Origin of the sequence: Pseudomonas sp. FYR_5 (genome assembly GCF_043106315.1) — a bacterium.
Classification (GTDB): domain Bacteria; phylum Pseudomonadota; class Gammaproteobacteria; order Pseudomonadales; family Pseudomonadaceae; genus Aquipseudomonas; species Aquipseudomonas putida_Y.
Window position 1 is genome coordinate 1 of the sequence record NZ_JBICMK010000119.1, and the last position, 26,993, is coordinate 26,993.

The 26,993-nt window shown below is 63.1% G+C and carries 27 protein-coding genes; 24 read left to right on the forward strand and 3 right to left on the reverse strand.

Annotated features, from left to right (window positions below):
* Positions 1 to 295 precede the first annotated feature (295 nt).
* The 14 genes from flhA to ACF8RA_RS24700 all read left to right on the forward strand — a co-directional run bounded on the left by flhA (position 296) and on the right by ACF8RA_RS24700 (position 14,536).
* Complete coding sequence (flhA, locus tag ACF8RA_RS24635; RefSeq protein WP_176685412.1) at positions 296 to 2,425, forward strand: flagellar biosynthesis protein FlhA; 2,130 nt, start codon at positions 296 to 298, stop codon at positions 2,423 to 2,425.
* A gap of 11 nt (positions 2,426 to 2,436) precedes the next feature.
* Positions 2,437 to 3,744, forward strand: coding sequence for a flagellar biosynthesis protein FlhF (gene flhF / locus ACF8RA_RS24640; protein ID WP_392461854.1), 1,308 nt, complete (start codon positions 2,437 to 2,439; stop codon positions 3,742 to 3,744).
* A gap of 93 nt (positions 3,745 to 3,837) precedes the next feature.
* A complete protein-coding gene (fleN, locus tag ACF8RA_RS24645) occupies positions 3,838 to 4,671 on the forward strand; it encodes a flagellar synthesis regulator FleN (protein WP_021785193.1) in 834 nt (277 codons plus the stop codon).
* A complete protein-coding gene (gene fliA, locus ACF8RA_RS24650; protein WP_003254406.1) occupies positions 4,668 to 5,408 on the forward strand; it encodes an RNA polymerase sigma factor FliA in 741 nt (246 codons plus the stop codon). The genes fleN and fliA overlap by 4 nt, the downstream gene beginning before the upstream one ends.
* Positions 5,409 to 5,515: 107 nt before the next feature.
* Positions 5,516 to 5,890 carry a chemotaxis response regulator CheY gene (locus tag ACF8RA_RS24655; RefSeq protein WP_010955070.1) on the forward strand — a complete coding sequence of 125 codons (375 nt, stop codon included), beginning with the start codon at positions 5,516 to 5,518 and terminating at the stop codon, positions 5,888 to 5,890.
* Positions 5,891 to 5,912: 22 nt separating this feature from the next.
* Positions 5,913 to 6,701, forward strand: a complete 789-nt coding sequence (locus ACF8RA_RS24660) for a protein phosphatase CheZ (protein ID WP_176685414.1) — start codon at positions 5,913 to 5,915, stop codon at positions 6,699 to 6,701.
* 12 nt (positions 6,702 to 6,713) lie between these two features.
* Positions 6,714 to 8,957: a chemotaxis protein CheA gene (locus tag ACF8RA_RS24665; protein ID WP_176685415.1), complete on the forward strand. Its 2,244-nt coding sequence runs from the start codon at positions 6,714 to 6,716 to the stop codon at positions 8,955 to 8,957.
* Positions 8,958 to 9,002: 45 nt separating this feature from the next.
* On the forward strand, positions 9,003 to 10,115 hold the full coding sequence (locus tag ACF8RA_RS24670; protein ID WP_209967357.1) for a chemotaxis response regulator protein-glutamate methylesterase: 1,113 nt from the start codon (positions 9,003 to 9,005) through the stop codon (positions 10,113 to 10,115).
* The gene (locus tag ACF8RA_RS24675; protein ID WP_003254399.1) at positions 10,115 to 10,855 is read left to right on the forward strand and encodes a flagellar motor protein; all 741 of its coding nucleotides are present in this window, start codon (positions 10,115 to 10,117) and stop codon (positions 10,853 to 10,855) included. Before ACF8RA_RS24670 ends, ACF8RA_RS24675 begins: the two co-directional genes overlap by 1 nt.
* 3 nt (positions 10,856 to 10,858) lie before the next feature.
* Positions 10,859 to 11,716 (forward strand): flagellar motor protein MotD, encoded by an 858-nt coding sequence (motD, locus tag ACF8RA_RS24680; RefSeq protein ID WP_392519666.1) that lies wholly within the window; start codon positions 10,859 to 10,861, stop codon positions 11,714 to 11,716.
* 223 nt (positions 11,717 to 11,939) lie between these two features.
* Positions 11,940 to 12,728: a ParA family protein gene (locus ACF8RA_RS24685; protein WP_176685418.1), complete on the forward strand. Its 789-nt coding sequence runs from the start codon at positions 11,940 to 11,942 to the stop codon at positions 12,726 to 12,728.
* Positions 12,728 to 13,618, forward strand: a complete 891-nt coding sequence (locus tag ACF8RA_RS24690) for a CheW domain-containing protein (RefSeq protein ID WP_392461851.1) — start codon at positions 12,728 to 12,730, stop codon at positions 13,616 to 13,618. Before ACF8RA_RS24685 ends, ACF8RA_RS24690 begins: the two co-directional genes overlap by 1 nt.
* 41 nt (positions 13,619 to 13,659) lie before the next feature.
* A complete protein-coding gene (locus ACF8RA_RS24695; RefSeq protein WP_003254393.1) occupies positions 13,660 to 14,139 on the forward strand; it encodes a chemotaxis protein CheW in 480 nt (159 codons plus the stop codon).
* Position 14,140: 1 nt separating this feature from the next.
* A complete protein-coding gene (locus ACF8RA_RS24700; protein WP_010955062.1) occupies positions 14,141 to 14,536 on the forward strand; it encodes a DUF2802 domain-containing protein in 396 nt (131 codons plus the stop codon).
* A 115-nt stretch (positions 14,537 to 14,651) separates the two neighbouring features.
* Here the strand turns inward: ACF8RA_RS24700 and ACF8RA_RS24705 are convergent, their stop codons facing one another.
* The 3 genes from ACF8RA_RS24705 to ACF8RA_RS24715 form a co-directional block, all read right to left on the reverse strand.
* On the reverse strand, positions 14,652 to 17,363 hold the full coding sequence (locus ACF8RA_RS24705) for a dermonecrotic toxin domain-containing protein (protein WP_392519667.1): 2,712 nt from the start codon (positions 17,361 to 17,363) through the stop codon (positions 14,652 to 14,654).
* A gap of 67 nt (positions 17,364 to 17,430) precedes the next feature.
* Complete coding sequence (locus ACF8RA_RS24710; RefSeq protein WP_176685421.1) at positions 17,431 to 17,769, reverse strand: EscU/YscU/HrcU family type III secretion system export apparatus switch protein; 339 nt, start codon at positions 17,767 to 17,769, stop codon at positions 17,431 to 17,433.
* Positions 17,766 to 19,322 (reverse strand): flagellar hook-length control protein FliK, encoded by a 1,557-nt coding sequence (locus tag ACF8RA_RS24715; RefSeq protein ID WP_392519668.1) that lies wholly within the window; start codon positions 19,320 to 19,322, stop codon positions 17,766 to 17,768. The genes ACF8RA_RS24710 and ACF8RA_RS24715 overlap by 4 nt, the downstream gene beginning before the upstream one ends.
* 267 nt (positions 19,323 to 19,589) lie before the next feature.
* On the opposite strand from ACF8RA_RS24715, the gene ccmA reads away from it, so the two are divergent.
* Genes ccmA through ACF8RA_RS24765 form a run of 10 tightly spaced genes read left to right on the forward strand, consistent with a single transcriptional unit; the run spans position 19,590 to position 26,932 of the window.
* Positions 19,590 to 20,222, forward strand: a complete 633-nt coding sequence (gene ccmA / locus ACF8RA_RS24720; protein WP_176685423.1) for a cytochrome c biogenesis heme-transporting ATPase CcmA — start codon at positions 19,590 to 19,592, stop codon at positions 20,220 to 20,222.
* Positions 20,210 to 20,887, forward strand: coding sequence for a heme exporter protein CcmB (gene ccmB / locus ACF8RA_RS24725; RefSeq protein WP_021785206.1), 678 nt, complete (start codon positions 20,210 to 20,212; stop codon positions 20,885 to 20,887). The genes ccmA and ccmB overlap by 13 nt, the downstream gene beginning before the upstream one ends.
* Positions 20,888 to 20,933: 46 nt before the next feature.
* Entirely contained in the window at positions 20,934 to 21,701 is a 768-nt protein-coding gene (locus ACF8RA_RS24730) for a heme ABC transporter permease (protein WP_010955058.1), read from the forward strand.
* Positions 21,698 to 21,874 (forward strand): heme exporter protein CcmD, encoded by a 177-nt coding sequence (ccmD, locus tag ACF8RA_RS24735; RefSeq protein ID WP_003254380.1) that lies wholly within the window; start codon positions 21,698 to 21,700, stop codon positions 21,872 to 21,874. Before ACF8RA_RS24730 ends, ccmD begins: the two co-directional genes overlap by 4 nt.
* Positions 21,871 to 22,326 carry a cytochrome c maturation protein CcmE gene (gene ccmE / locus ACF8RA_RS24740; protein WP_176685424.1) on the forward strand — a complete coding sequence of 152 codons (456 nt, stop codon included), beginning with the start codon at positions 21,871 to 21,873 and terminating at the stop codon, positions 22,324 to 22,326. Before ccmD ends, ccmE begins: the two co-directional genes overlap by 4 nt.
* Complete coding sequence (locus tag ACF8RA_RS24745; protein WP_176685425.1) at positions 22,323 to 24,311, forward strand: heme lyase CcmF/NrfE family subunit; 1,989 nt, start codon at positions 22,323 to 22,325, stop codon at positions 24,309 to 24,311. Before ccmE ends, ACF8RA_RS24745 begins: the two co-directional genes overlap by 4 nt.
* The gene (locus ACF8RA_RS24750) at positions 24,308 to 24,844 is read left to right on the forward strand and encodes a DsbE family thiol:disulfide interchange protein (RefSeq protein ID WP_209967349.1); all 537 of its coding nucleotides are present in this window, start codon (positions 24,308 to 24,310) and stop codon (positions 24,842 to 24,844) included. The genes ACF8RA_RS24745 and ACF8RA_RS24750 overlap by 4 nt, the downstream gene beginning before the upstream one ends.
* Positions 24,841 to 25,317 carry a cytochrome c-type biogenesis protein gene (locus ACF8RA_RS24755; protein ID WP_176685427.1) on the forward strand — a complete coding sequence of 159 codons (477 nt, stop codon included), beginning with the start codon at positions 24,841 to 24,843 and terminating at the stop codon, positions 25,315 to 25,317. The genes ACF8RA_RS24750 and ACF8RA_RS24755 overlap by 4 nt, the downstream gene beginning before the upstream one ends.
* Positions 25,310 to 26,503, forward strand: coding sequence for a c-type cytochrome biogenesis protein CcmI (gene ccmI, locus ACF8RA_RS24760; RefSeq protein WP_392461845.1), 1,194 nt, complete (start codon positions 25,310 to 25,312; stop codon positions 26,501 to 26,503). Before ACF8RA_RS24755 ends, ccmI begins: the two co-directional genes overlap by 8 nt.
* A 12-nt stretch (positions 26,504 to 26,515) precedes the next feature.
* Positions 26,516 to 26,932, forward strand: a complete 417-nt coding sequence (locus tag ACF8RA_RS24765) for a hypothetical protein (protein WP_176685429.1) — start codon at positions 26,516 to 26,518, stop codon at positions 26,930 to 26,932.
* Positions 26,933 to 26,993: the final 61 nt, after the last annotated feature.

Sequence of the window (26,993 nt, forward strand, 5' to 3'; positions counted from 1 at the left end):
TGGGCGCAGGCCGTCGTAGGAGCGGGTTCACCCGCGAAAGGGCCGGTCCTGCTGGCCAATTTCCACCCGCCGTTCACCGTTGCCGCCGCCACCGTATTCGCGGGTAAACCCGCTCCTACCACGGTGGTGGGCGCAGGTCGGTGGTTGGGCACAGGCCGTCGTAGGAGCGGGTTTACCCGCGAAAGGGCCGGTACCAGCAACATAAATCCCTCGCCATGCAAAGTTGGAAGGCTTCTTGCAAAGCCACGCCCAGGCGCCCCCTGGGCGTCAAAGTTTTGCATCAAGAGGACTCGCGGTGGATCGCACTCAGTTAATCAGCAACGCCCGTAACAACCTGGCCGGGCTCGGCCGGGGCAACCTGGGTGTGCCGCTGTTGCTGCTGGTGATGTTGGCAATGATGATGTTGCCGATACCGCCGTTCCTGCTCGACGTGTTCTTCACCTTCAACATCGCCCTGTCGATCGTGGTGCTGCTGGTCTGTGTATACGCCCTGCGCCCGCTCGACTTTGCCGCGTTCCCCACCATCCTGCTGGTGGCCACGTTGTTGCGCCTGGCCCTGAACGTCGCGTCCACCCGTGTGGTGATGCTGCATGGCCAGGAGGGCCACGGCGCTGCCGGTAAAGTGATCCAGGCCTTCGGTGAGGTGGTGATCGGTGGTAACTACGTGGTCGGTGCCGTCGTGTTCGCCATCCTCATGATCATCAACTTCGTGGTGGTGACCAAGGGTGCCGGGCGTATCTCGGAAGTGAGTGCGCGTTTCACCCTCGACGCCATGCCCGGCAAGCAGATGGCCATCGACGCCGACCTCAATGCCGGCCTGATCGACCAAGCCCAGGCCAAGCACCGCCGTGCCGAGGTGGCGCAGGAGGCCGAGTTCTACGGTTCGATGGACGGTGCCAGCAAGTTCGTGCGCGGTGATGCCATCGCTGGCTTGCTGATCCTCTTCATCAACCTGATCGGCGGCATATTGATCGGCATGATGCAGCACGGCATGAGTTTCACGGAGGCCGGCAAGGTGTACGCCTTGCTGACCATCGGTGACGGTTTGGTGGCGCAATTGCCATCACTGCTGTTGTCCACTGCCGCCGCGATCATGGTGACCCGCGCGTCGGGCTCCGAGGACATGGGCAAGCTGATCAATCGGCAGATGTTCGATTCGCCCAAGGCCCTGGCGGTGTCTGGCGCGTTGATGATCGTCATGGGGCTGGTGCCGGGCATGCCGCACGTGGCGTTCCTCAGCCTCGGCCTGTTGGCCGGTGGCGGCGCCTACCTGGTGTGGAAGAAACAGCAGCAGGTCAAGGTCAAAGCCCTGGAAGAGGCGCAGCGCCAGCAGGACCTGCTGCCCTCGCCACAGCGCGCGCTGGAAACCAAGGAGCTGGGTTGGGACGACGTCACCCCCATCGACATGATCGGCCTGGAAGTCGGCTATCGGCTGATCCCGCTGGTCGACCGCAACCAGGGTGGCCAGTTGCTGGCGCGGATCAAGGGCGTGCGCAAGAAGCTGTCGCAGGACCTGGGTTTCCTGATGCCCACCGTGCACATTCGTGACAACCTCGACCTGCAACCCAGCGCCTATCGCCTGACCCTGATGGGGGTGATTCTGGCCGAGGCGGAGATCTATCCGGACCGCGAGCTGGCGATCAACCCGGGGCAGGTGTTCGGCACCCTCAATGGTATTGCCGCGCGCGACCCGGCGTTTGGCCTGGAGGCGGTGTGGATCGACGTTGGCCAGCGCTCGCAGGCGCAGTCGCTGGGCTACACCGTGGTCGATGCAAGCACCGTGGTGGCCACCCACCTCAACCAGATCCTGCAGAAACATTGCCACGAACTGATCGGCCACGAAGAGGTTCAGCAACTGCTGCAAGTACTTGCCAAGGCATCGCCTAAACTTGCAGAAGAGCTGGTGCCGGGTGTCATTTCCTTGTCGGGGCTGCTCAAGGTGCTGCAAGCACTGTTGTCTGAACAGGTGCCAGTGCGCGATATTCGCAGTATTGCCGAGGCCATCGCGAACAATGCCGGCAAGAGTCAAGATACCGCCGCGCTGGTGGCGGCGGTGCGCGTCGGATTGTGTCGCGCCATCGTGCAAAGCATTGTCGGCGTTGAGTCGGAGCTGCCAGTGATTACCCTGGAGCCAAGGTTGGAACAGATTTTGCTGAATAGTCTGCAAAGGGCTGGGCAGGGTCAGGAAGACGGTGTTCTTCTGGAGCCAAGCATGGCCGAGAAACTGCAACGTTCGCTGATCGAGGCGGCCCAGCGCCAGGAAATGCAGGGTCAGCCGGCCATTCTGCTGGTCGCCGGCCCGATCCGCGCCATGTTGTCGCGTTTCGGTCGCCTGGCTGTACCGAATTTGCATGTTCTGGCGTATCAGGAAATACCTGACAACAAGCAAGTCACCATCGTTGCCACCGTGGGCCCTAACGGCTGAGGTAGGGGATAATGCAAGTTAAGCGATTTTTCGCCGCCGATATGCGTCAGGCCATGAAGCTGGTCCGTGACGAGCTGGGCGCCGATGCCGCGATCATTGGCAACCGCCGCATTGCCGGTGGTGTCGAACTGACGGCCGCGCTGGACTACAAGCTGTCCGCCCTGGCCCCGCGTGTGCCCAACGCCGAGCTGGAACAAGAGCTGCGCAAGACCCATACGCGCATTGCCAGTGCCCAGGCCGAGCTGGACCAGCGTCAGGACAGCAGCGACAACAACCGCCAATTGTTCGCCGGGCAATCTTTGACCGCTGCCGAACCGTTGGTCGAGCCGCACGTCGATATCCCTGAGGCAGCCGCCGCACCGGTTGCTGCACCGGTTGATCCGCGCCTGTTCGATGCCATGCGTTCCGAACTGTCGGGCCTGCGCGAGTTGCTGGAAGTGCAACTCGGTTCACTGGCCTGGAATCAGCTGCAGGGCAGCAAGCCGCAGCAGGCCAACCTTTGGCGCCGCCTGCAGCGCATCGGCCTGTCGGGGCCGATTGCCCGCGAGTTGCTGGACCTGACCGCCGAGATCGAAGAGCCGCGCCAGGCTTGGCGCATGCTGCTGGCTCACTTGGCGCGGATGATCGAAATACCTGAAGTCGAGCCGATCGAAGAGGGCGGGGTGATCGCCGTGGTGGGCCCGGCGGGCATGGGCAAGACCACCACCCTGGCCAAGCTGGCCGCGCGCTACGTGCTCAAGTACGGCGCGCAGAACCTGGCGCTGGTGAGCATGGACAGCTTCCGTATCGGCGCCCAGGAGCAGCTCAAGACCCTGGGCCGCATCCTCAACGTGCCGGTGACTTACGTCGACCCGGGCCAGTCGCTGGCAGCAGCGCTGGAGCCGCTGCTGCGCAAGCGCGTGGTGCTGATCGATACTGCCGGCCTGCAGGCCAGCGACCCTGCGCTGCGCATGCAACTGGAAACCCTGGCCGGGCGTGGCATTGCCGCGAAGAACTACCTGGTGCTGGCCACCACCAGCCAGAAGCAGGTGCTGACCGCCGCCTACCACAGCTACAAGCGCTGTGGCCTGGCCGGTTGCATCCTGACCAAGCTCGATGAAACGGCAAGCCTTGGCGATGTGTTGAGCCTTGCCATCAGTCATGAACTGCCAGTGGCCTATCTTACCGATGGCCCACGCATTCCTGACGACCTGCACCTGCCGCGGGGCCACCAGTTGGTCACGCGGGCCGTGAATGTGCAGCAGCAGGACGAGCCCAGCGAAGAGGCCATGGCCGACATGTTCGCTGATCTCTATCACAACCCACGGCGAGCGGGTTGACCATGAAGCGTGTGCAAAGTCGCTATGCCAAGGGGCACGCAGAATTGCCCTACGTGTGGCCTGAGTCCCAGCGAGACAAGGTAAAGAACAGACATGGGTAGCATGCATCCCGTACAGGTGATCGCCGTGACCGGTGGCAAAGGTGGCGTCGGCAAGACTAACGTTTCAGTGAACTTGTCCCTGGCGCTGGCCGAGCTTGGCCGCAGGGTCATGTTGCTGGACGCCGACCTGGGCCTGGCCAATGTCGACGTGTTGCTGGGCCTTGCCCCCAAACGTACCCTCGCCGATGTCATCGAAGGGCGTTGCGAGCTGCGTGACGTGATGCTGCAGGGCCCTGGTGGTGTGCGCATCGTGCCGGCAGCCTCGGGCACCCAGAGCATGGTGCACCTGGCCCCGGCCCAGCACGCCGGGCTGATCCAGGCGTTCAGCGAAATCGGTGACAACCTCGATGTGTTGGTGATCGATACTGCTGCGGGTATTGGTGACTCGGTGGTCAGCTTCGTTCGTGCCGCCCAGGAAGTGCTGTTGGTGGTGTGTGATGAACCTACCTCGATTACCGATGCCTACGCGTTGATCAAGCTGCTCAACCGCGACTACGGCATGAACCGTTTCCGTGTCTTGGCCAACATGGCGCAGAGCCCGCAGGAAGGGCGTAACCTGTTTGCCAAGCTGACCAAGGTCACCGATCGCTTCCTTGACGTTGCCCTGCAGTACGTGGGTGCCGTGCCTTACGACGAATGCGTGCGCAAGGCGGTGCAGAAGCAGCGTGCCGTCTACGAAGCCTTCCCCCGCTCCAAGTGTGCACTGGCCTTCAAGGCGATTGCGCAGAAGGTCGACAGCTGGCCGCTGCCGGCCAACCCGCGCGGTCATCTGGAGTTCTTTGTCGAGCGCTTGGTGCAACCCACCAGCGCGGGACCCGTACTATGAACGCCAGCGGTTTCAAGATGTACAGCCGGGCGGCGAAGGATGCCCAGTACGAGCTGATCGAACGCTACGCCCCGCTGGTCAAGCGCATCGCCTACCACCTGTTGGCCCGCTTGCCGGCCAACGTACAGGTCGAGGACCTGATCCAGGCCGGCATGATCGGCCTGCTGGAAGTGGCCAACAAATACGACGCCAGCAAGGGCGCCAGCTTTGAGACTTACGCGGGTATCCGCATCCGCGGCGCCATGCTGGACGAAGTGCGCAAAGGTGACTGGGCACCGCGTTCGGTGCACCGCAACACTCGTATGGTCAGTGATGCCATGCGTGCAGTAGAAGCCAGAACAGGCCGTGACGCTAAAGATCATGAAGTTGCTGCCGAACTCCAATTGAGTCTCGATGATTACTACGGGATCTTGAACGATACCCTGGGCAGCCGCCTGTTCAGCTTCGACGACCTGTTGCAGGATGGCGAGCACGAAGGGCTGCATGAGGATGGCGCCAGTGGCCAGGTCGAACCTGCGCGCGGGCTGGAGGAGGAGCGCTTCCAGGCTGCCCTGACCGAGGCTATCGCCAACCTGCCGGAGCGTGAGCGTCTGGTGCTGGCGCTGTACTACGACGAAGAGCTGAACCTCAAGGAGATTGGTGAGGTGCTGGGGGTCAGCGAGTCGCGGGTCAGCCAGTTGCACAGCCAGTGTGCCGCGCGCCTGCGCAGCCGCCTGGGGGAATGGCGGGCGCGTTGAGCCCGCTGTCGTTGCAGTCGTTTTCCACGTTGTACCGAATTGAATGAGTGCGTGCTCGGTAGGCCGAGCGCGTTTGAGACTGCTTGGAGGTCTAATTGGACAAGAACATGAAAATCCTCATCGTTGACGACTTTTCGACGATGCGGCGGATCATCAAGAACCTGTTGCGTGACCTGGGTTTCACCAACACCGATGAAGCCGATGACGGCACCACGGCGTTGCCAATGCTGGAAAACGGTCACTACGACTTCTTGGTGACCGACTGGAACATGCCGGGCATGTCCGGCATCGACCTGCTGCGTAAAGTGCGTGCCAGCGACAAGCTGAAAAGCATGCCGGTGTTGATGGTGACCGCTGAAGCCAAGCGCGACCAGATCATTGAAGCGGCCCAAGCCGGCGTCAATGGTTATGTGGTCAAGCCGTTCACCGCTCAGGTGCTCAAAGAGAAGATCGAGAAGATCTTCGAACGCGTCAACGGCTGAGTCACGTTACGGGGGGCGCGTCATGGATTCATCACAAACGTCTTTGGGCGAGTTCGAATCGACCCTGAAGAAGCATGCCCAGGAGTTGGTCGAAAGCCTGGAGCGGGGCCGTTTCGGCGAGGCGGTGCAACTGATTCACGAGTTGAACCAGACCCGCGACCGCGGCCTGTATCAGGAAGTCGGCAAGCTGACTCGCGAGTTGCACAGCGCCATCGTCAGTTTCCAGATCGACCCCACCATGCCGCAGGCAGAAGAGGTGTCGCAGATCACCGACGCCACCGAGCGCCTGTCTTACGTGGTCAAGCTCACCGAAGGCGCGGCCAACCGCACCATGGACCTGGTCGAGGAAAGCACACCAGTGCTCAATGAGCTGGCCAGCGAGGCCAAGGCCCTGAGCACCGACTGGCAGCGCTTCATGCGCCGCGAAGTGGCTGCGCCGGAATTTCGTGATCTGGTCAAGCGAGTCGACAGTTTCCTGACGCATAGCGCTGAGGGTAACCGCAAGGTTTCCGGGCACCTCAATGACATTTTGCTGGCCCAGGACTATCAGGACCTGACCGGCCAGGTGATCAAGCGCGTCACCACACTGGTGACCGAGGTGGAAAGCAACCTGCTCAAGCTGGTGCTGATGGCCAGCCAGGTCGACCGCTTTGCCGGTATAAACCATGATCACGATCAATTGCGTGCAGAAAAAGATCGAGAAAAACATCCGACTCGGGGTGAAGGTCCGCAGATTCATGCCGATAAGCGTGAAGACGTCGTGTCCGGTCAGGACGATGTCGATGATCTGCTGTCCAGCCTTGGTTTTTAAGGAGCACGTTTGATGAGCTTCGGCGCCGATGAAGAAATCCTCCAGGATTTCCTGGTAGAAGCCGGCGAAATTCTTGAGCAATTGTCCGAGCAACTGGTCGAGCTGGAAAGCCGGCCTGACGATGCCGACCTGCTCAATGCGATCTTTCGCGGTTTCCACACTGTAAAAGGGGGCGCCGGCTTCCTTCAGCTGAACGAGCTGGTGGAGTGCTGCCATATCGCCGAGAACGTGTTCGACGTCCTGCGCAAAGGTGAGCGCCGGGTCGATGCGGAACTGATGGATGTGGTGCTCGAGGCACTGGATACGGTCAACAGCATGTTTGGCCAGGTGCGCGAGCGTGCTGAAGTGACGCCGGCCACCCCCGAGCTGCTGGCAGCGTTGGCGCGCCTGGCCGAACCTGGCGCAGCCGAAGCTGTTGCAGCGCCGCCGCCGGCCCCGGTTGCCGACGTGGCGGTTGCGGCTCCGGCCGAGGCCGAAGAGCAGCACCAGGACATCACTGACAGCGAGTTCGAGCAGTTGCTCGATTCGCTCGATGCGGTCAAGGCGCAAGCAGCGGCCGACGAGCAGATGCAGGGCGAGACTGTCAGTGGCGCTGGTGATGAAATCACCGACGCCGAGTTCGAGTCGCTGCTCGACCAGTTGCACGGCAAGGGCCAGTTCAGTGTCGAGGTTGCGGCGCCGCCGGTTGCCGTCAGCAGCGAAGCGACCAGTGATGAGATCACCGACGCCGAATTCGAATCGCTGCTCGACCAACTGCATGGCAAGGGCACCTTCCAGGTCGATGCCTTGCCAGCCGCCCAGACACCAGCACCTGCCGTGCCAGACAGCAGCGCAGCCAGCGATGAAATCAGCGAGCACGAATTCGAAGCCCTGCTGGACCAGTTGCACGGCAAGGGCAAGTTCGGTGGCGATGTTGCCGCTGTAGAAGCCCCGGCTGCTGCCCAGGCGCAAGCGCCGGCTGCCGCCAAGGCCGAAAGCCAGCCGGTGGCCAAGCCAGCCGCCGCGCCAGCGCCTTCGCCGGCCAGCAAACCTGCCGCGGCGCCTCGCGCGCCAGCCCCGGCCGCCGAAAAGCATGCCGCCAGCGAAGCAGAAACCACGGTGCGCGTCGATACCGCGCGCCTGGACGAGATCATGAACATGGTCGGCGAGCTGGTGCTGGTGCGTAACCGCCTGGTGCGCCTGGGCCTGAACAGCGGCGACGAGGCCATGTCCAAGGCCGTGTCCAACCTCGACGTGGTCACCGCCGACCTGCAGACTGCGGTGATGAAAACCCGCATGCAGCCGATCAAGAAAGTCTTCGGCCGCTTCCCGCGCCTGGTACGCGACCTGGCGCGCCAGCTGAAGAAAGAGATCAACCTGGAGCTGGTCGGCGAAGAGACCGACCTTGACAAGAACCTCGTAGAAGCCTTGGCCGACCCGCTGGTGCACTTGGTGCGCAATGCTGTCGACCACGGTATCGAGATGCCCGCCGAGCGTGAAGCTTCTGGCAAGGCGCGTACCGGCCGCGTAGTGCTATCGGCCGAACAGGAAGGTGACCACATCCTGCTGTCGATCTCGGACGACGGCAAGGGCATGGACCCGAACATCCTGCGTGCCAAGGCCGTGGAAAAGGGCCTGATGGACAAGGACGCCGCGGAGCGCCTGAGCGAGTCGGACTGCTACAACCTGATCTTCGCCCCGGGCTTCTCGACCAAGACCGAGATTTCCGATGTGTCCGGGCGTGGCGTGGGCATGGACGTGGTGAAAACCAAGATCTCCCAGCTCAACGGCTCGATCAACATTTTCTCGGCCAAGGGCCAGGGCTCCAAGATCGTCATCAAGGTGCCGCTGACCTTGGCGATCATGCCCACCCTGATGGTGATGCTGGGCAACCAGGCGTTTGCCTTCCCGCTGGTCAACGTCAACGAGATCTTCCACCTCGACCTGTCGCGCACCAACGTGGTCGACGGCCAGGAAGTGGTGATCGTGCGCGACAAGGCGCTGCCGCTGTTCTACCTCAAACGCTGGCTGGTCCAGGGGCAGGTGCACGAAGAGCAGCACGAGGGCCACGTGGTGATTCTGTCGGTCGGCACTCAGCGCATCGGCTTTGTCGTCGACCAACTGGTTGGCCAGGAAGAAGTGGTCATCAAGCCGCTGGGCAAGATGCTGCAGGGCACCCCGGGCATGTCCGGGGCCACCATCACTGGCGACGGTCGCATCGCGTTGATTCTCGACGTTCCGAGCATGCTCAAGCGTTACGCCGCGCGGCGTATTTGATTTCGGTGGCGCGCCCTGCGGGTTGCGCCGCCTAATGGAGTGTTTATGGCAGTCAAGGTCCTGGTGGTGGATGATTCTGGTTTCTTCCGCCGCCGTGTCTCGGAAATCCTCTCGGCGGATCCAACGATCCAGGTAGTGGGAACCGCGACCAACGGCAAGGAAGCAATCGACCAGGCGCTGGCGCTCAAGCCCGATGTCATCACCATGGACTACGAAATGCCCATGATGGATGGCATTACCGCAGTGCGGCACATCATGCAGCGCTGCCCGACGCCCGTGTTGATGTTCTCGTCGCTGACCCATGAAGGCGCCCGTGTCACCCTCGACGCGCTGGATGCCGGCGCAGTGGACTACCTGCCGAAAAACTTCGAGGACATCTCGCGCAACCCTGACAAGGTCAAGCAACTGCTGTGCGAGAAGGTGCACACCATTTCGCGCAGCAACCGCCGGATAGGCAGCTATGCGCGAACGGCGCCGGTCGCCGCGCCAGCGCCGGCCAGCACCTTCACCAGCCAGGCGCAGGCGCGCCCGGCTGCGCCTGCCCGTGCAGCGGCCCCGACACCGGCGGCCTCGCAGTCGCCGGCACCCAAGCGCAAGCCCTATAAACTGGTGGCCATCGGTACCTCCACGGGGGGGCCAGTGGCGTTGCAGCGGGTACTGACCCAATTGCCAGCCAATTTCCCGGCGCCGATCGTGCTGATCCAGCACATGCCGGCGGCCTTCACCAAAGCGTTTGCCGAACGCCTGGACAAGCTGTGCCGCATCAGCGTCAAGGAAGCCGAAGACGGCGACATGCTGCGCCCGGGCCTGGCCCTGCTGGCCCCCGGTGGCAAGCAGATGATGATCGATGGCCGTGGTACGGTGAAGATCCTGCCCGGCGACGAGCGTCTGAACTACAAACCCTGCGTGGACATCACCTTCGGTTCGGCGGCCAAGTCGTATGGTGACAAGGTGTTGTCGGTAGTGCTCACCGGCATGGGCGCCGATGGCCGCGAAGGCGCGCGCCTGCTCAAGCAGGGGGGCAGCACAGTGTGGGCCCAGGATGAAGCCAGCTGCGTGATTTATGGCATGCCCATGGCCATCGTCAAGGCCAATTTGGCTGATGCCGTGTACAGCCTGGACGAAATCGGCAAGCACCTGGTGGAGGCGTGCGTCTGATGGACGTCCTCAGCCTGATCGGTTTGATCCTGGCTTTCGTTGCCATCGTCGGTGGCAACTTCCTTGAAGGTGGTCATGTCGGTGCTCTGGTCAATGGCCCGGCGGCTCTGATTGTACTGGGTGGCACTCTGGCGGCGGCGCTGTTGCAGTCGCCGCTGTCGTCGTTCAAGCGTGCCTTGCAGATTTTGCGTTGGATCCTGTTTCCTCCACGGGTCGACCTGGCGGGCGGCATCGACCGCGTGGTGAACTGGAGCCTGACCGCTCGCAAAGAAGGCCTGCTCGGCCTGGAAGGGGTAGCGGACAGCGAACCCGACCCGTATGCGCGCAAGGGCCTGCAACTGCTGGTGGACGGCGCCGAGCCGGAAGCCATCCGCAGCATCCTCGAGGTCGACTTCCTTACCCAGGAAGGCCGTGACATCCAGGCAGCCAAGGTATTCGAAAGCATGGGCGGCTATGCGCCGACCATCGGCATCATCGGTGCGGTCATGGGCCTTATCCACGTGATGGGCAATCTGGCCGACCCGTCGCAACTGGGCAATGGCATTGCCGTGGCCTTTGTCGCCACCATTTACGGTGTGGCCAGTGCCAACCTTGTGCTATTGCCGGTCGCCAGCAAGCTCAAGGCCATCGTCATGCGTCAGTCGCGCTACCGCGAAATGCTGCTCGAAGGCCTGCTGTCGATTGCCGAAGGTGAAAACCCGCGCTCGATCGAGCTGAAGCTGCAAGGCTTCATGGAGTAACCCATGCGTCGCCGTCGTCATACCGAGGAACACGAAAACCACGAGCGCTGGCTGGTGTCGTACGCCGACTTCATCACGTTGCTGTTCGCCTTTTTCGTCGTGATGTATTCGATTTCCTCGATCAACGAGGGCAAGTACAAGGTTATTTCTCAGGCCTTGCTCGGGGTATTCAACGACCCCGAGCGCAGCATGAAGCCGATCCCGATTGGCGATGAGCAGCCGCTGAGCGTGCGCCCGGCCGAACCGCTGGTCAAAGACAGCGAGCAGACCGAAGCGGGCCTGGCGGCGACCAATACCGACCCGTTGAAAACCATCAGCAATGACGTGCGCGATGCCTTTGGCGACCTGATCAAAAGCGACCAGATGACTGTGCGCGGCAACGAACTGTGGGTCGAGATCGAGCTCAATTCGTCGCTGCTGTTTGGCAGTGGTGATGCGATGCCCAGTGACAAGGCGTTTGCGATCATCGAGAAGGTGGCCAGCATCCTCAAGCCGTTCGCCAACCCGGTGCACGTCGAAGGCTTCACCGACAACCTGCCGATCCGCACCGCGCAGTACCCCACCAACTGGGAGTTGTCCTCGGCGCGCGCGGCCAGCATCGTGCGGCTGCTGGCCATGGAGGGCGTCAACCCGGCGCGCATGGCTTCGGTGGGCTACGGCGAGTACCAGCCGGTGGCCAGCAACGATACCGCCGAAGGGCGCGCACGCAATCGTCGGGTGGTGCTGGTGATTTCCCGTAACCTGGAAGTGCGCCGCAGCCTGACAGGCTCGGGCAGCGCCAATGCCACACCGGATGCCGCATTGCGCCGGGCTGGCACACAAAGTGCACCAGCAACGCCAGCAACAGTGGCGGGGCAGTGATTCGTCAATTCCCCGTCGCTGATACGAACACGATTTTGAATGTGCCGCCGTCCCCTGTGGGAGCGGGCATGCCCGCGAAGCCAGCGACTCGGTGAATGGCACCGGCTGCGCCGGTATTCGCGGGCTTGCCCGCTCCCACAGAGGGGCGTGCAAGCTTTGAAGTTTTGCGCATGACAGTTGTATCTACAGTGTCCCTGCCAAATCAATGGATAGAGTTTGCTTGATGAGAGTCTGGGCAGTAGCCAATCAAAAAGGTGGCGTCGGCAAGACCACCACTACCATTGCCCTGGCCGGCCTGCTGGCCGAGGCCGGCAAGCGCGTGGTCGTCGTCGACCTCGACCCGCACGGCTCGATGACCAGCTACTTCGGGCATAACCCGGATGCCCTGGAGCACAGCTGCTACGACCTGTTCCTGCACAAGGGGGCGGTGCCCGAAGGCTTGCCCGGGCAACTGCTGCTGCCCACCAGCGATGAGCGCATTTCGCTGTTGCCGTCGAGTACCGCGCTGGCGGTGCTGGAGCGCCAGTCACCAGGGCAGAATGGCCTGGGCCTGGTAATCGCCAAGAGTCTGGCGCAACTGTGGCAGGATTTCGACTATGCCTTGATCGACAGCCCACCCTTGCTGGGTGTGCTGATGGTCAATGCCCTGGCCGCCAGCCAGCAGCTGGTGATCCCGGTACAAACCGAATTCCTCGCGGTGAAGGGCCTGGAGCGCATGGTCGGCACCTTGGCCATGGTCAACCGTTCGCGCAAGCAGGCGCTGCCGTACCAGATCGTGCCAACCCTGTTCGACCGTCGTACCCAGGCGTCGCTGGGCACCCTCAAGCTGCTACGTGACACTTACGGGCAGCATGTATGGCAGGGTTACATTCCGGTGGATACGCGCCTGCGCGATGCCAGTCGCAAGGGCGTCACGCCCTCGCAGTTCGACAGCAAGAGCCGTGGGTTGATCGCCTACAGGGCGTTGCTCAAGCACCTGCTCACCTACAAGAACGCAGTGCAGGTGGCCTGATGACTCAAACCCGGCAAACCAGCACCCGACCCCAGATGGCCCTGCAATCGTACCTGGACGGCCTGCTGCAGGAGGCCACCGAGGCCGAAGACCAGAGCGAGCCGCCGGCAGTGGCGGATGAGTTCGCCGAGGCGGTGCGCGAGGAGCAGGCACGCGATGCCCGGCAGCCGGCCCGGCCTGAGCCCGCCGAAGCCGCCGCCAGCCTTGCCCGGCCGTTCGCCGAGCCCCGGCTGGCGGTACTGCCCAGCGTGATGCCGGTGCAAGCCCCGGTGGTGGCGGTGGTCGAGCAGGAGATCGTGGCCGAAGCCACCATTCCGGTACTGGTCGAAGAGCAAACCGTGGAACCGGCTGTGCCGCTGGTCGATGTGTATCTGCCGGCGCCCAACCTGCCCGTGCCTCCGGCCACTGTAGAGGGTCGTCCGGCGTGGGCGGCCGAGCCGTTCGAGTGCCTGCTGTTCGATGTTGCCGGCTTGACCCTGGCGGTGCCGTTGGTGTGCCTGGGCTCGATCTACACCCTGGCTGGCCAGGAACTGACGCCACTGTTCGGCCAGCCCGACTGGTTCCTCGGCATCCTGACCTGCCAGGCTGGCAACCTGAAGGTGCTGGACACTGCGCGTTGGGTAATGCCCGACCGTTACCGCGATGATTTTCGCCAGGGCCTGCAGTACGTGATTTCGGTGCAGGGCTACGAATGGGGGCTGGCGGTGCATCAGGTCAGCCGTTCGCTGCGCCTGGACCCGTCGGAGATCAAGTGGCGCAGCCAGCGTGGCCAGCGCCCGTGGCTGGCCGGTACCGTAATCGAACACATGTGTGCACTGCTCGACGTCGCCGCACTGGCCGAGCTGATCGCCAGCGGTGCGGTCAAGCAGATGCACGCCAACCAGAAATGACACAGAACATACCGCCAACGGCGGATTTTGAGGGTAGGGGAATGAAAAAGTCGTCTGCACAAGGTTCCGAAGATCCGATCCTGCAGTGGGTTACCTTCCGTCTGGACAACGAGTCCTACGGCATCAATGTGATGCAGGTGCAGGAAGTACTGCGCTACACCGAGATCGCCCCGGTGCCGGGCGCGCCGAGCTACGTGCTGGGCATCATCAACTTGCGCGGTAACGTGGTGACGGTGATCGACACGCGTCAGCGTTTTGGCCTGATGCCGACCGAAGTGACCGACAACACCCGTATCGTCATCATCGAAGCCGACAAGCAAGTGGTCGGCATTCTGGTCGACAGCGTGGCCGAAGTGGTTTACCTGCGCCAGTCCGAAATCGAGACTGCGCCGAACGTGGGTAACGAAGAGTCGGCCAAGTTCATTCAGGGCGTGTGCAACAAGAATGGCGAGCTGCTGATCCTGGTCGAACTGGACAAGATGATGACCGAGGAAGAGTGGTCCGAGCTGGAGAACATCTGAGTTGATCCTAGAGGTTGCTGTCATCTTCCTGGCGCTGGCCTGGGCGCTGAGCCTGTGGTTTTTCCTCAACTACAGCAAGCGCCAGCGCGAGCTGGCTGCGCAGCAGGCCGAGGGCGATGCGCTGCGTGACCAGCGCATCAAGGACTTGGCCAAGCGTCTGGATGACTACCAGAACGGTACCGTGCGCATGGGGGAGGCCATCCATGAGCTGCGTGCGGCGGTGGCCACCCTGCCGGACCGGCTGGAGCGCCTCGAACAGCGCGACCCGAGCAACGTTACCTTCAGCCAGGCGGCCAAGCTGGTGGGGATGGGGGCGAGTATCGATGAGTTGACCCAGAGCTGCGGCCTGACCCAGGCCGAGGCGGAGTTGATGAGCAAGGTGTACCGGGCTCCTTGATTGGGGCTGGCAGGTATCCTTGGCAGCAGGTTCGTCGCCTGGGAAATCGAGCGACGTCCACGCGACGCTCGATCTGAAAGGTGCCGCCGGGCCCGTTCGGTACCCGCTGTTCATTTCAGTTGCGAACCCAGGAATGGTTGCCGCCGACGCCGGCGAATCGGTTCAGGGGCAGCAGTTGCCTCAGGGCTGTATTGGCTTGCGAAGGGTCGATGAATGGATAGGTGTTGACGCGTGGCATGGTGTGCAGGTTGATGATCTGGCGCAGGGTCCGCAGCCCGGGTAGATGGCGATCGACCACTTCGGTGAGCAGCGCCGGCCCGGTGAGATAGCTGAGCGTATTGGCATAGCGGTAGAAACCGCTCGGGTCCTGTTCCAGGCTCGGTCGGCTTTCGTAGAAGTCTGCATGGGTCTGGTAACGTGCGAGCATTTCGTCGGAGATCGCATCCAGCAGCGGGTTGCCGGGGTGGCTACCCATGAGGCTGGTGTTGTACAGGCAATTCATGCTCATTTTCTCGTTGGACATTGGCGGTGGCAGCAGCAGCCCATCGGCTGGGGTGCGCAGCTCGACCTGATCGATCGTTTCGCCCTTGCCGTCCGGCAGCAGGAAATCGTCTACGTCCATGTATAGCCCGCCCTCATGGTGCAGCATCCGGTAGCGCAGCACATCGGTCGCAGACGCGTAATTGGTGGCGATGCCACCGTTGCCATCCAGCGCTGCCTCGTACTGTGCGTAATAGCGGCTCTGGCGGAAGGCCCGGAAGAAGCCTTGCTCTTCTAGCGGCAATACCTGCAGCCCTGGCGCCCGGGCTGCCAATAGTCTTGCGTTCTGTTCGTAGGCGGTAGGCGAAGCCTTCGACAGAAACAGGCGCATGCTGTATTCACTGTCGCTCAGGCGCGCGGCGTTGGCGGCAAGGTTGGCCAGCAATGGCTCGCTTATGACTTTGTCGCCGACCCAGAGGCTGGAGATAAGTTTGGGGATGGGGGCGCTGTCCGGCGCCGGTGTCGGAATGTTTACTGGCAGTGGCAGGTCCACACCCAGCGCGCGCAAGGTGCGGGTGCGCATGGCGTCGGTGACTGGGCGCTGCCTGTCGAGCGCGACAAGGTCACGGCTGCCAGGTACTGCGATGTAGGCTTGCGGCTCGACCTCGTTGACGGTTCCCTTGATGATGAATGCGTCGCGCTCCAGGTCATAGACCACGCGTGCATTGTAGGTTTCGATGCTGCATTCCAGGTCGTCCAGTTCGCCATCGTAGTGGGGCAAGCGAATCACCGCGCCGGCAACAGCCGGGTCGCCTTCGTCAAGCGGTGTAATCGGCTCGTGGTTGTGGAAATACTCCACGCCTTCTGGCTCGGGAAGCCGTGGTGGACGGATCGGGCTCAGCGGGTAGCCGAGCTGCCCGTTGACCTCGCGCGGCATGACAAAACCATCGCTTTTGAACTCGAACAGGGCCTTGATGCCTGCCGTGCCCTCCGTTGCCAGCGGTGCGGCGTTGAACAGCCCCCAGGCGATGTCGCCAACCCCGTCCTGTTTGGCTTTCAGGCTGTGGCCGTTGATCACCTGATCCAGGCCCAGGCCCAACTGGGCAATGCCACCGACTGCCAGCAATGGCGCCAGCCCCGGCACCACCAGGCACAGTGGCGCCAGCAGGTTGAGCGTGTTGGTGAGGTAGCCTCGCCATCTGGCTTTGGTAACCTGGCTATCGGTGGTGATGACAAAATCGGCATCATCGTAGCTGCGCTGGCGCTGGCGCTCGGTCAGGGCTGCGAACATATCCCCGGTCAGTTTGGGGTTGTATTTGCCAGGTTTGTAGTTCACGTAGGTTCTAGGGGGCCAGACACCATCATCGTTGAAATAACCATGTTCAGGCGGCAGCCGGTGCCGGTTTGGATAGTCGCCAAGGCCCTCTAGCGCGGTGTCCAGGCCGCTGAAATCGAGGCCCTGAGGACGGTCGGCGAGCCTGAAATGTTGTTTGAGTGCCTCGCGTCGGGCGGGGTCCTTGCACTGATCGCCCACCCAGTCCTTGAGCAGGTTTTCGCTGGCGAATTCGAGCAAGGGTGAGCTGTTGCCTGGCATGTACAGCAGGGTCAGATCGCTGTCGGGGGCATTGATGTACAGCAGGTCGGTGGCCGCGTAGCCATAGATGCTCAGTGTGCTCACCCTTACCTTGCGCCGCCGCGGCATCAGGCCAGCGGCTTGCCATGCCAGCGTTCTGGCGGCATCGCTCAGGCTGCCTCGGCTGACCTGGGCGTTGCAGGCGGCGATGAAATTGAGCTTGCTGGCCAGGCGGTGACTGTCCTGATGCTCCTGCCAGTAAGCGTCGAGCATGGCTTTGAACGGCTGGTGAAAGTCCAGCGCTTCTATGAACCGCTGGAAGGCTTCAGCCGGAACCTGAACGTGGGTCGAAGCATCGTAGCGGGCGGGGGACGATCGCTGGAACAGGCCGTTATACACCTCGAAGGCCGCGCCCTGATGGCCAAAGCCCAGCGTTGGCAGGCGATCGACCAGCTTCAACGGCCCTTGGGGGAAGGTGCCTGCCCAAGGGTTGGCGAACAGTGCGCCGATGAGGTTGTTATCGGACTCCCCTTGCCAGTTGCCCAGCAGCGCCTGGGTCATGCTCTGGGTCTGCTGGACCGCTGCCACATAGCCTTGCTCATCCGGCCGGTAGTGCAGGGTGACCACATCGACGCGATCGGGGTCGATATGCACACCTTGCCCGGCGAGCCACTGCCGGATCAAGCGATTGGCTTCGCGGTCCGGACGTGGGATGTTGGCCAGATGGTCTACTACGAACTGCACACCTTGGGCGTTGATTCTGCTGTCGATCATGACGGTCACCTTGTACGTGGGAGACCGACAAGGTTGGGCGCATGGTGGGGGAGGGGGTGGTAGATAGTTACCGGCCAGTGCCGGGCAGCAGGGGCAATGGCGGGGTGATATCGTGCTCTTCCGGAGGCGCATCATCGAAACCCGCAGGTACCTTGCCGCGCAGTTGCCAGGCGAAGGCGATGATCTCGGCAATGGTCAGGTACAGCGCCTCGGGTATTTGATCGCCCAGCTCCAGCCGCGCCAGCAGGCGCACCAGCTCGGCGTTTTCGTAGATCGGCACTTCGTGTTCGCGGGCGAGCGCAAGGATGGCCTCGGCCAGTTCCCCGTCGCCCTTGGCGGTGAGGGTCGGTGCCTGATGGCCGTCGTAGTTCAGCGCTATGGCTTGGCGTGGTGTCGTGTGGCTCATGCGGTTTCGTCCACCCAGCGTTGTTCCATTCGTGTGCGTGGCCCCAGCGGCGGAATGCCCGGGTAGCACTCCAGGTCGCCGACTTCCAGGCCCCGGGCCAGCAGGCGCTCGCGCAGCGCGCCGAGCTGGGTGTCGATCAAGCGCGCGGTCTGCTCGCGCTCCGCCCATAGCTGCCCACTCAAACGGCCCTGGCTCAGTTGCGCCTGTACTTGCAGGGGGCCGAGCGGGGACAGGTCAAAGGCCAGCTCGATGCGCCACAGGGCTTGCCGAGGGTCTTGGGCTTTATATTGGCGGTCGGCTTGTTGTTGCGGGGTTTCTTCGCGTTGCAGTTTGACTTGCAGCGGGATGAACTCCTGGCCGTGGCGGATCGGCACTTCGGTTTGCCAGGTGGTCTGCAGGTTGCCGTTCTCCAGCGTGCCGGTCTGTTGCAGGCTGCTCATGGCGTGGCTCTGCAAGCGTGAAACGGCAGCAGCAGCCAGGCGCAGCAACTGTTGCAGGTCGCCTTCGTCCTCCAGGGCCTTGAGCAGGCGCGACGGTAACGGGAACGCCCCCGGCTGCGGCTTGGGGCTGACCCGCTCGAGCATGCCCAGTGCACTGCGCGCCAGTGCCGGCATGGTCACGGCCAGGCTGGCGGGGTTGAGATTTGTGGCGCCCGCCGGAAGGGCAGGGGCCTGGTCCATCAGCCGCAGCAAATGCGCCTTGAGGTCGGTGGCGATGCTGGCGGTGGACCCACTCAGCAGCTTCGCTTCGAGAAAGCTGCCGCTGTTGTTCAGGGCCTGGGCCACTGCCTTGGCGTCGCCCAGTTGTCGGGCGTCCGGCAGGCCGGCCAGCAGGCGTTCGGCGCTGGCGCGCAGGTCGCCATCGACGCCGGGGTCGCGGGTGAGCTGTTGCAGGGCGTTGAGCAGGCCGGGCAGCGAGGCTTGGCGGTTTTGTTGGGTCAGCAGCTGTTGGGCAATGCTGAGTTGGTCCTGCCTGCCGCTGAGTGGCACGAAGCGCAATGACTGGTCGCCCTGCACCAGGGCGCTGAGCAGGCTGCCAATGGCCAGTGGACGCGGGCTGTCGATGCTCAGTGTGGCACCGGCCTGGGCGCTGTTGAGCAGGCTGACCAGCGCTCGGTACACGGCCGGTTGGCCGGGTTCCTGGGCCAGCGGCTGGTTGGTCAGGACCTTGCCTTGCAACAAGGTGCCGACCGGCACCTTGCTGGTGTCCAGTTGGGTGAGGGTGGCGACCTGGCTGGCGCTGGCCTGTTGCAGCATGATCGCCAGGCGATTGCTTTCGGTCTGGCTGACGGTGATCTGGCTGCCTTGGGGCAGCGGCTGGCTAGCGTTGGCCTGTAGCTGGGTCTGTATGCCGTTGGCCTGCATCAGCCGTAGCACCAACTGAAAGTCCTGGCCGGTCTGGCGCAACGATACGACCTCGGCTTGCGCGGTTTCGCCAGGGGCCAGTAGACCGGGCTGCGCCTGGATCAGGCGCAGCAGTTCGCCGGTCATGCCTGCCTTCATGGCTTGGCTGTTGATCGCGTTTTGTGCGCCGAGACTATTGATTTCAGTCATGATTGTATACAACCTGTCGAGCCCGGCCTCTTGGCAGCGCGGCGGCGCGTGTAATAATGCCGAGCGCCCGTGGTTGCCAGTATAACGGCAGCGCGCGGGGCGACTTGAGACACAAGGGCTTTGGAGCGGTGTTGGCTGCTTCGCGGGTGAACCCGCTCCTACAGGGTTCTGTGCGGTATCCGAGTACTGCGCCGAACCTGTAGGAGCGGGTTCACCCGCGAAACAGGCGACGCCGCGCCAAAGCCCTACTAAAGATAAGGCGAAACCGTGACCCTTCACCTCCAAGCCGCGGGCCTGGCCTGCGAGCGCGACTGGCGCCTGCTGTTCGAGCAGCTCGATTTCGAGCTGGGCGCCGGCGACATGCTGCAGATCAGTGGCCCCAACGGCAGTGGCAAGACCAGCCTGTTGCGCTTGCTGGCCGGGCTGATGCAGCCGACGGCCGGGCAGATTCTGCTGGGTGGCAAGCCCTTGGCCGAACAGCGACATGCCCTGGCCAGCGCACTGCTGTGGATCGGCCACGCCGCTGGTATCAAGGACTTGCTCACCGCCGAGGAAAACCTCACCTGGCTGTGCGCCCTGCACCAGCCGGCCAGCCGCGAGGCGATCTGGGCGGCGCTGGAGGCTGTTGGCCTGCGCGGTTTCGAAGACGTCCCCTGCCATACCCTGTCAGCCGGTCAGCAGCGCCGTGTGGCCCTGGCCCGGCTGCACCTGGCTAGTCCGCCGCTCTGGATTCTCGACGAGCCGTTCACCGCGCTCGACAAGCAAGGCGTGGCGCAGCTTGAAGCGCACCTGGCAGCCCACTGCGAGCAGGGCGGCACGGTGGTGCTGACGACTCACCACACACTGGAACGCAAGCCCTCCGGTTACCGTGAACTGAACCTGGGGCAATGGGCTGCATGAGCGTATTCATTTTGTTGCTGCGCCGCGAAGCGCGCCTGCTGTGCCGTCGCCCGGCCGAACTGGCCAACCCGTTGGTGTTCTTCGCCATCGTCGTGGCCATGTTCCCGCTGGCGGTCGGCCCGGAAAGCCAATTGTTGCAAACTTTGTCGCCGGGCCTGGTCTGGGTGGCAGCGCTGCTGGCCGTGTTGTTGTCGCTGGACGGCCTGTTCCGCAGCGATTTCGAAGACGGCTCGCTGGAGCAGTGGGTGCTGTCGCCGCACCCACTGGCGCTGCTGGTGCTGGCCAAGGTGCTGGCGCACTGGATCTTTTCCGGGCTGGCGCTGGTATTGTTGGCGCCACTGCTGGCACTGATGCTGGGGCTGCCAAGCCATTGCCTGCCGGTGCTACTCGGTTCGCTGCTGCTGGGTACGCCGGTATTGAGCTTGCTGGGCGCGGTGGGCGCGGCGCTGACAGTCGGCCTTAAACGCGGAGGTTTGTTACTGGCGTTGCTGATTCTGCCGTTGTATATCCCTGTATTGATCCTGGGCAGTGGTGCGTTGCAAGCGGCGTTGCAAAATATGCCGGCAACCGGCCATCTGCTCTGGCTCGCCAGTCTGACGGCCCTGGCCGTTACCCTGGCACCCTTTGCGATAGCGGCCGGCCTGAAGATCAGCGTCGGCGAATAACGAGTCCCGGGCTCTCAAGCCCGGCAAATACCCTGGATGTACCCTGATGAAAATAAGCTGGACGTGGTTCCACAAGCTGGGCTCCCCGAAATGGTTCTATGCCATCAGCGGCCGCATGCTGCCGTGGCTGGCCGGTGCTGCCGTGCTCCTGCTGCTGGTCGGCATCACCTGGGGCCTGGCCTTCGCCCCCCAGGACTACCAGCAGGGCAACAGCTTCCGCATCATCTATATCCATGTGCCGGCGGCGATGCTGGCGCAGTCCTGCTATGTGCTGCTGGCGGTGGCCGGGGTGGTGGGGCTGGTGTGGAAGATGAAACTGGCCGACGTCGCCCTGCAATGTGCCGCACCCATCGGCGCCTGGATGACCGCCGTGGCGCTGGTTACCGGCGCCATCTGGGGCAAGCCGACCTGGGGCAGCTGGTGGGTGTGGGATGCCCGCCTTACGTCCATGCTCATCCTGCTGTTCCTGTACTTCGGCATTATTGCGCTGGGCCAGGCGATCAGTAATCGTGACAGTGCGGCCAAGGCCTGTGCGGTGCTTGCGATTGTCGGTGTGGTGAATATCCCGATCATCAAGTATTCGGTGGAGTGGTGGAACACCCTGCACCAGGGCGCCACCTTCACCCTTACCGAAAAGCCGGCGATGCCGGCCGAAATGTGGCTGCCGCTGTTGTGCACGGCGCTGGGTTTCTACTGTTTCTTCGGCGCCGTACTGCTGCTGCGCATGCGCCTTGAAGTGCTCAAGCGCGAAGCACGCGCCAGTTGGGTCAGGGACGAAGTATTGAACAGCCTGGGGCGGAGGGCCGCACAATGAGCTTTGCCACTTTCGGTGACTTTCTCGCCATGGGCCACCATGGCCTGTACGTGTGGTCGGCCTATGGCATCTGCCTGGCGGTGCTGGCGCTGAACGTTGGTGCGCCACTGCTGGCCCGTCGTCGCTATTTGCAAGAAGAGGCGCGCCGTTTGCGCCGGGAGAACAACCAGTGAATCCGCAGCGCAAGAAACGCCTGTTGCTCATCGTCGGCCTGCTGGTCGGCGTCGGGGTTGCCGTCGGCTTTGCCTTGAGCGCATTGCAGCAGAACATCAACCTGTTCTATACACCGACCCAGATCGCCAACGGCGAAGCGCCGCTGGACACGCGCATTCGCGCTGGCGGCATGGTCGAGAAAGGCTCGGTTCAGCGCTCGGCCGACTCGTTGGACGTGCGTTTCGTGGTTACCGACTTCAACAAGTCGGTACCCATCACCTACCGCGGCATCCTCCCCGATCTATTCCGCGAAGGGCAGGGCATCGTCGCCCTTGGCAAGCTCAACGGCGAAGGTGTGGTGGTAGCCGATGAAGTGCTGGCCAAGCACGACGAGAAATACATGCCGCCCGAGGTCACCAAGGCGTTGAAGGAAAGCGGCCAGGCCGCTACCGGCGTAGAGGCCAAGCCATGAACGCAGCACTGGTAATTCCCGAACTGGGCCAGTTGGCGATGATTCTGGCGATCTGCTTTGCCGTCGTGCAGGCCAGTGTGCCGCTGCTTGGCGCGTGGCGTGGCGACAGCCTATGGATGAGCCTGGCGCGGCCGGCAGCGTGGGGGCAGTTCGTCTTCCTGGCGTTTGCCTTTGCCTGCCTGACCCATGCCTTCATGACAGACAACTTCTCGGTCGCCTATGTGGCCAGCAACTCCAACAGCGCCTTGCCCTGGTACTACAAGTTCAGTGCGGTGTGGGGCGCCCATGAGGGTTCGCTGCTGCTTTGGGCGCTGATCCTCGGCGGCTGGACCTTTGCTGTGTCGGTGTTCTCCCGGCAGTTGCCGCAGGTCATGCTGGCCCGCGTGCTGGCGGTAATGGGCATGATCAGCGTGGGCTTCCTGAGCTTCCTGATCATTACTTCCAACCCGTTCCAGCGCCTGCTGCCGCAGGTGCCGACTGATGGCCGTGACCTCAACCCGCTGCTGCAGGACTTTGGCCTGATCGTTCACCCACCCATGCTCTACATGGGCTACGTGGGCTTTTCGGTGGCCTTCGCCTTCGCCATCGCCGCCTTGCTGGGCGGCCGGCTGGACGCTGCCTGGGCGCGCTGGTCGCGGCCGTGGACCATCGTCGCCTGGGCTTTTCTGGGTATTGGCATCACCTTGGGATCGTGGTGGGCCTACTACGAACTGGGCTGGGGTGGCTGGTGGTTCTGGGACCCGGTGGAAAACGCCTCGTTCATGCCTTGGCTGGTGGGCACGGCACTGATCCACTCGTTGGCGGTGACCGAGAAACGCGGGGTGTTCAAGAGCTGGACCGTGCTGCTGGCAATTGCCGCATTCTCGCTGAGCCTGCTGGGTACCTTCCTGGTGCGTTCCGGCGTGCTGACCTCGGTGCACGCGTTTGCCGCCGACCCGTCGCGCGGTATTTTCATCCTGTTTTTCCTGCTGTTCGTGGTCGGCGGGTCGCTCACGCTGTTCGCACTGCGTGCACCGGTGGTCAAGAGCCAGGTCGGTTTCGCCCTGTGGTCGCGTGAAACGCTGCTGCTGGCCAACAACCTGGTGCTGGTGGTGGCGGCTTCGATGATTCTGCTCGGTACCCTGTACCCGCTGGTGCTCGATGCCCTGACCGGTGCCAAGCTATCGGTCGGCCCGCCCTACTTCGACGCCTTGTTCCTGCCGTTGATGGCGCTGCTGATGGTGGTGATGAGCGTGGGCGTGGTGGTGCGCTGGAAGGACACCCCGGGCAAATGGCTGGCCAGCATGATGACCCCAGTGTTGATCGGCAGTGCCATCCTTGCTCCGGTTGCCGGCTTTATCGTCGACGACTTCGATTGGCCGACGCTGACGGCCTTCGCCCTGGCGTCTTGGGTAGTGCTTGGCGGGCTGCGTGACATTTTCGACAAGACCCGCCACAAGGGCCTGATCAAAGGCTTGCCGGGCCTGGGGCGCAGCTACTGGGGCATGCAACTGGCGCACTTGGGCCTGGCGGTGTGCGCGCTGGGCGTGGTGCTGTCCAGCAACAACAGCGCCGAACGCGACCTGCGCATGGCGCCGGGCGAAAGTGTGGAGCTGGGTGGCTACCACTTCCTGTTCCAGGGCGCCAAGCACTTCGAGGGGCCGAACTTCATCTCTGACAAGGGCACCATCGTGGTCAGCCGCGAGGGTCGTGAAGTGACCACACTGCACCCGGAGAAGCGCCTGTACACCGTGCAACAGTCGATGATGACCGAAGCGGGCATCGACGCCGGCTTTACCCGAGACCTGTACGTTGCGCTTGGTGAGCCACTGGAGAATGGCGCCTGGGCTGTGCGCGTACATATTAAGCCTTACGTTCGCTGGATCTGGCTGGGCGGTCTGCTGACCGGCCTGGGCGGGTTGCTGGCGGCCCTCGACCGGCGCTACCGCGTCAAGGTCAAGACCCGGGTGCGTGATGTCCTGGGCGTGTCTGGAGCAGCTGCATGAAGCGTTGGATCATGGTGGTGCCCCTTGCAGTGTTCCTGCTGGTGGCGGTGTTCCTCTACAAGGGGCTTTTCCTCAAGCCCGACGAGCTGCCTTCGGCAATGATCGGCAAACCGTTCCCGGTGTTTTCCCTGGCTTCGACACAGGGGGACCGCACTCTGACTCAGGCTGACTTGCAGGGTCGCCCGGCACTGGTCAATGTGTGGGCCACCTGGTGTCCATCATGCAAGGTCGAGCATCCGTACCTGAACCAGCTGGCACGGCAGGGTGTGGTGATCCATGGGGTCAACTACAAGGATGACAACGCCGCCGCGCAGAGGTGGCTGGCCGAGTTCCACAACCCCTACCAGCTGGATATTCGTGACGAGCAGGGCAGCCTGGGCCTGGACCTTGGGGTGTATGGGGCGCCGGAAACCTTCCTGATAGACGCCAAGGGCATCATCCGCTACAAGCACGTGGGTATCGTTGATGCCACGGTCTGGCGTGAACAACTGGCGCCGTTGTACCAGGGCCTGATCGACGAGGCCAAGCCATGAAGCGCTGGCTGGCAGCTGCGGTGCTGGGCATGAGCCTGGCCGGTGTGGCCAAGGCGGCTATCGACACCTACCAGTTTCGCGACGAGGCCGAGCGCGAGCGTTACCAACAGTTGACCAAGGAACTGCGCTGCCCCAAGTGCCAGAACCAGGATATTGCCGACTCCAACGCGCCGATTGCTGCCGACCTGCGCCGGGAAATCTTCCGCATGCTCGGCGAAGGCCAGAGCAACCAGCAGATCATCGACTTCATGGTCGATCGCTATGGCGACTTCGTGCGCTACAAGCCGGCGCTCAGCGCGCGTACCTGGCTGCTGTGGTTTGGCCCGGGGATCTTGCTGGCCGGTGGCTTCGTGGTGCTGGCGGTGATCGTGCGCCGGCGCCGTGCCACGGCTGCGCAAGGCACCGATGAGTTGTCTGCCGAAGAACGCGAGCGTCTCGCCAAACTGCTGGAAAAAGAACAGACCCATGATTGAATTCTGGCTTAGCGCGGGCCTTCTGCTGCTCGCTGCCCTCAGCTTTTTGCTGCTCCCGATCCTGCGTGGCCGCCGTCGCCAGCAGGAAGAAGACCGCACGGCCTTGAACGTGGCCCTCTACCAGGAACGCGTCGCCGAACTGGCGGCCCAGCAAGCCGCCGGTGTGCTCGATGAGGCGCAGATGGCCAAGGGCCGGGACGAGGCTGCCCGCGAGTTGCTGGCCGATACCGAAGGCGCCGAGGCCCCGCGCCAGGGGCATTTGGGCAAGGCGCTGCCGCTGCTGGCTGCGGTGCTGGTACCGCTGATGGCGCTGGGGCTGTACCTGCATTTTGGCGCGGCCGACAAGGTGGCGCTGACCCAGGAATTTGCCGAGGCACCCAAGTCGATGGATGAAATGACTACGCGCCTTGAGCGCGTGGTGCAGGCCCAGCCGGATTCGGCCGAGGCCATGTATTTCCTTGGCCGGGCCTACATGGCCGAGCAGCGCCCGGCCGATGCCGCGCGCACGTTCGAACGGGCCGTGGCCCTGGCTGGTCGTCAGCCCGAGCTGCTGGGGCAGTGGGCGCAGGCGCTGTACTTTGCCGCCAACAAGCAGTGGAGCCCGCAATTGCAGGCGCTGACTGACGAAGCGCTGAAGGCGGACCCTAACGAGGTGACCAGCCTGGGCCTGCGCGGTATTGCTGCGTTTGAAGGCGAGCGTTATCAGGAAGCCATCGACTACTGGAAGCGCTTGCTGGCGCAGTTGCCAGAAGGTGATTCATCGCGAGCGGCCCTGCAGGGGGGGATCGACCGTGCCGCCGAGCGCCTGGGTGGGGCGCCAGCGCAGGCCGAGCCTGCACCTGTGGCGGCTCGCCTGAAAGTACGTGTGGAACTGGCGGCTGCCTTGAAGGACAAGGTCAAGCCGGACGACACGGTGTTTATCTTCGCTCGCGCCAGCAAGGGCCCGCCGATGCCTCTGGCGGCCAAGCGGGTGACCGTGGCGCAGTTGCCGATCGAGGTGGAATTGTCTGATGCTGATGCGATGATGCCGCAGATGAAACTGTCGCAATTTGCTGAAGTCCAACTGGTTGCACGTGTTTCACGCGCGGGTCAGCCTACCCAGGGTGAGTGGATTGGCCGGGGTGCTCCGTTGTCTAGCGCCACCCAGGCTACCCAGCGCCTGACCATCGACACTCCAGACCAGTAAGAGAGCACTGCCATGCACAGCACCGTCCGCCTGACCCTGATTACCCTGGCCCTGGGTTTGTCTGCGTGTACGGTGCACGAGCCGTACGAGCAGCCCGCGCCACCGATCGAGCGTGTGCCGCCATCGGGGCCGGTGGTCAAGCCCTTGCCGGGCGGGCAGCCTGCCACTCAGCCGAGCAAGCCGGCGGCGATACCCAAGCCCATGCCGCGTACCTCGGCCAGCTTTGCGCCACCGCCTGGCGGGGCAAGCCACTGGGATCCCAGGCTGGGTGTATATGTGTTGGAGAAGCAGCCCAATACCTTCTACCGGCAGCGTACCTACTATCGGTTTGATAACGGCTGGAGCTGGTCGTTGAGCCCGAATGGGCCGTGGCAGGAAACTGACAGCAGCGGTGTACCAGGTGGGTTGGGGCGGGCGTTCGCACAGTAACGCTGTTTCTGTATTTACTTCTGCTTCTGCTTCTGCTTCTGCTTTTGCTTGTAAGCGCGCG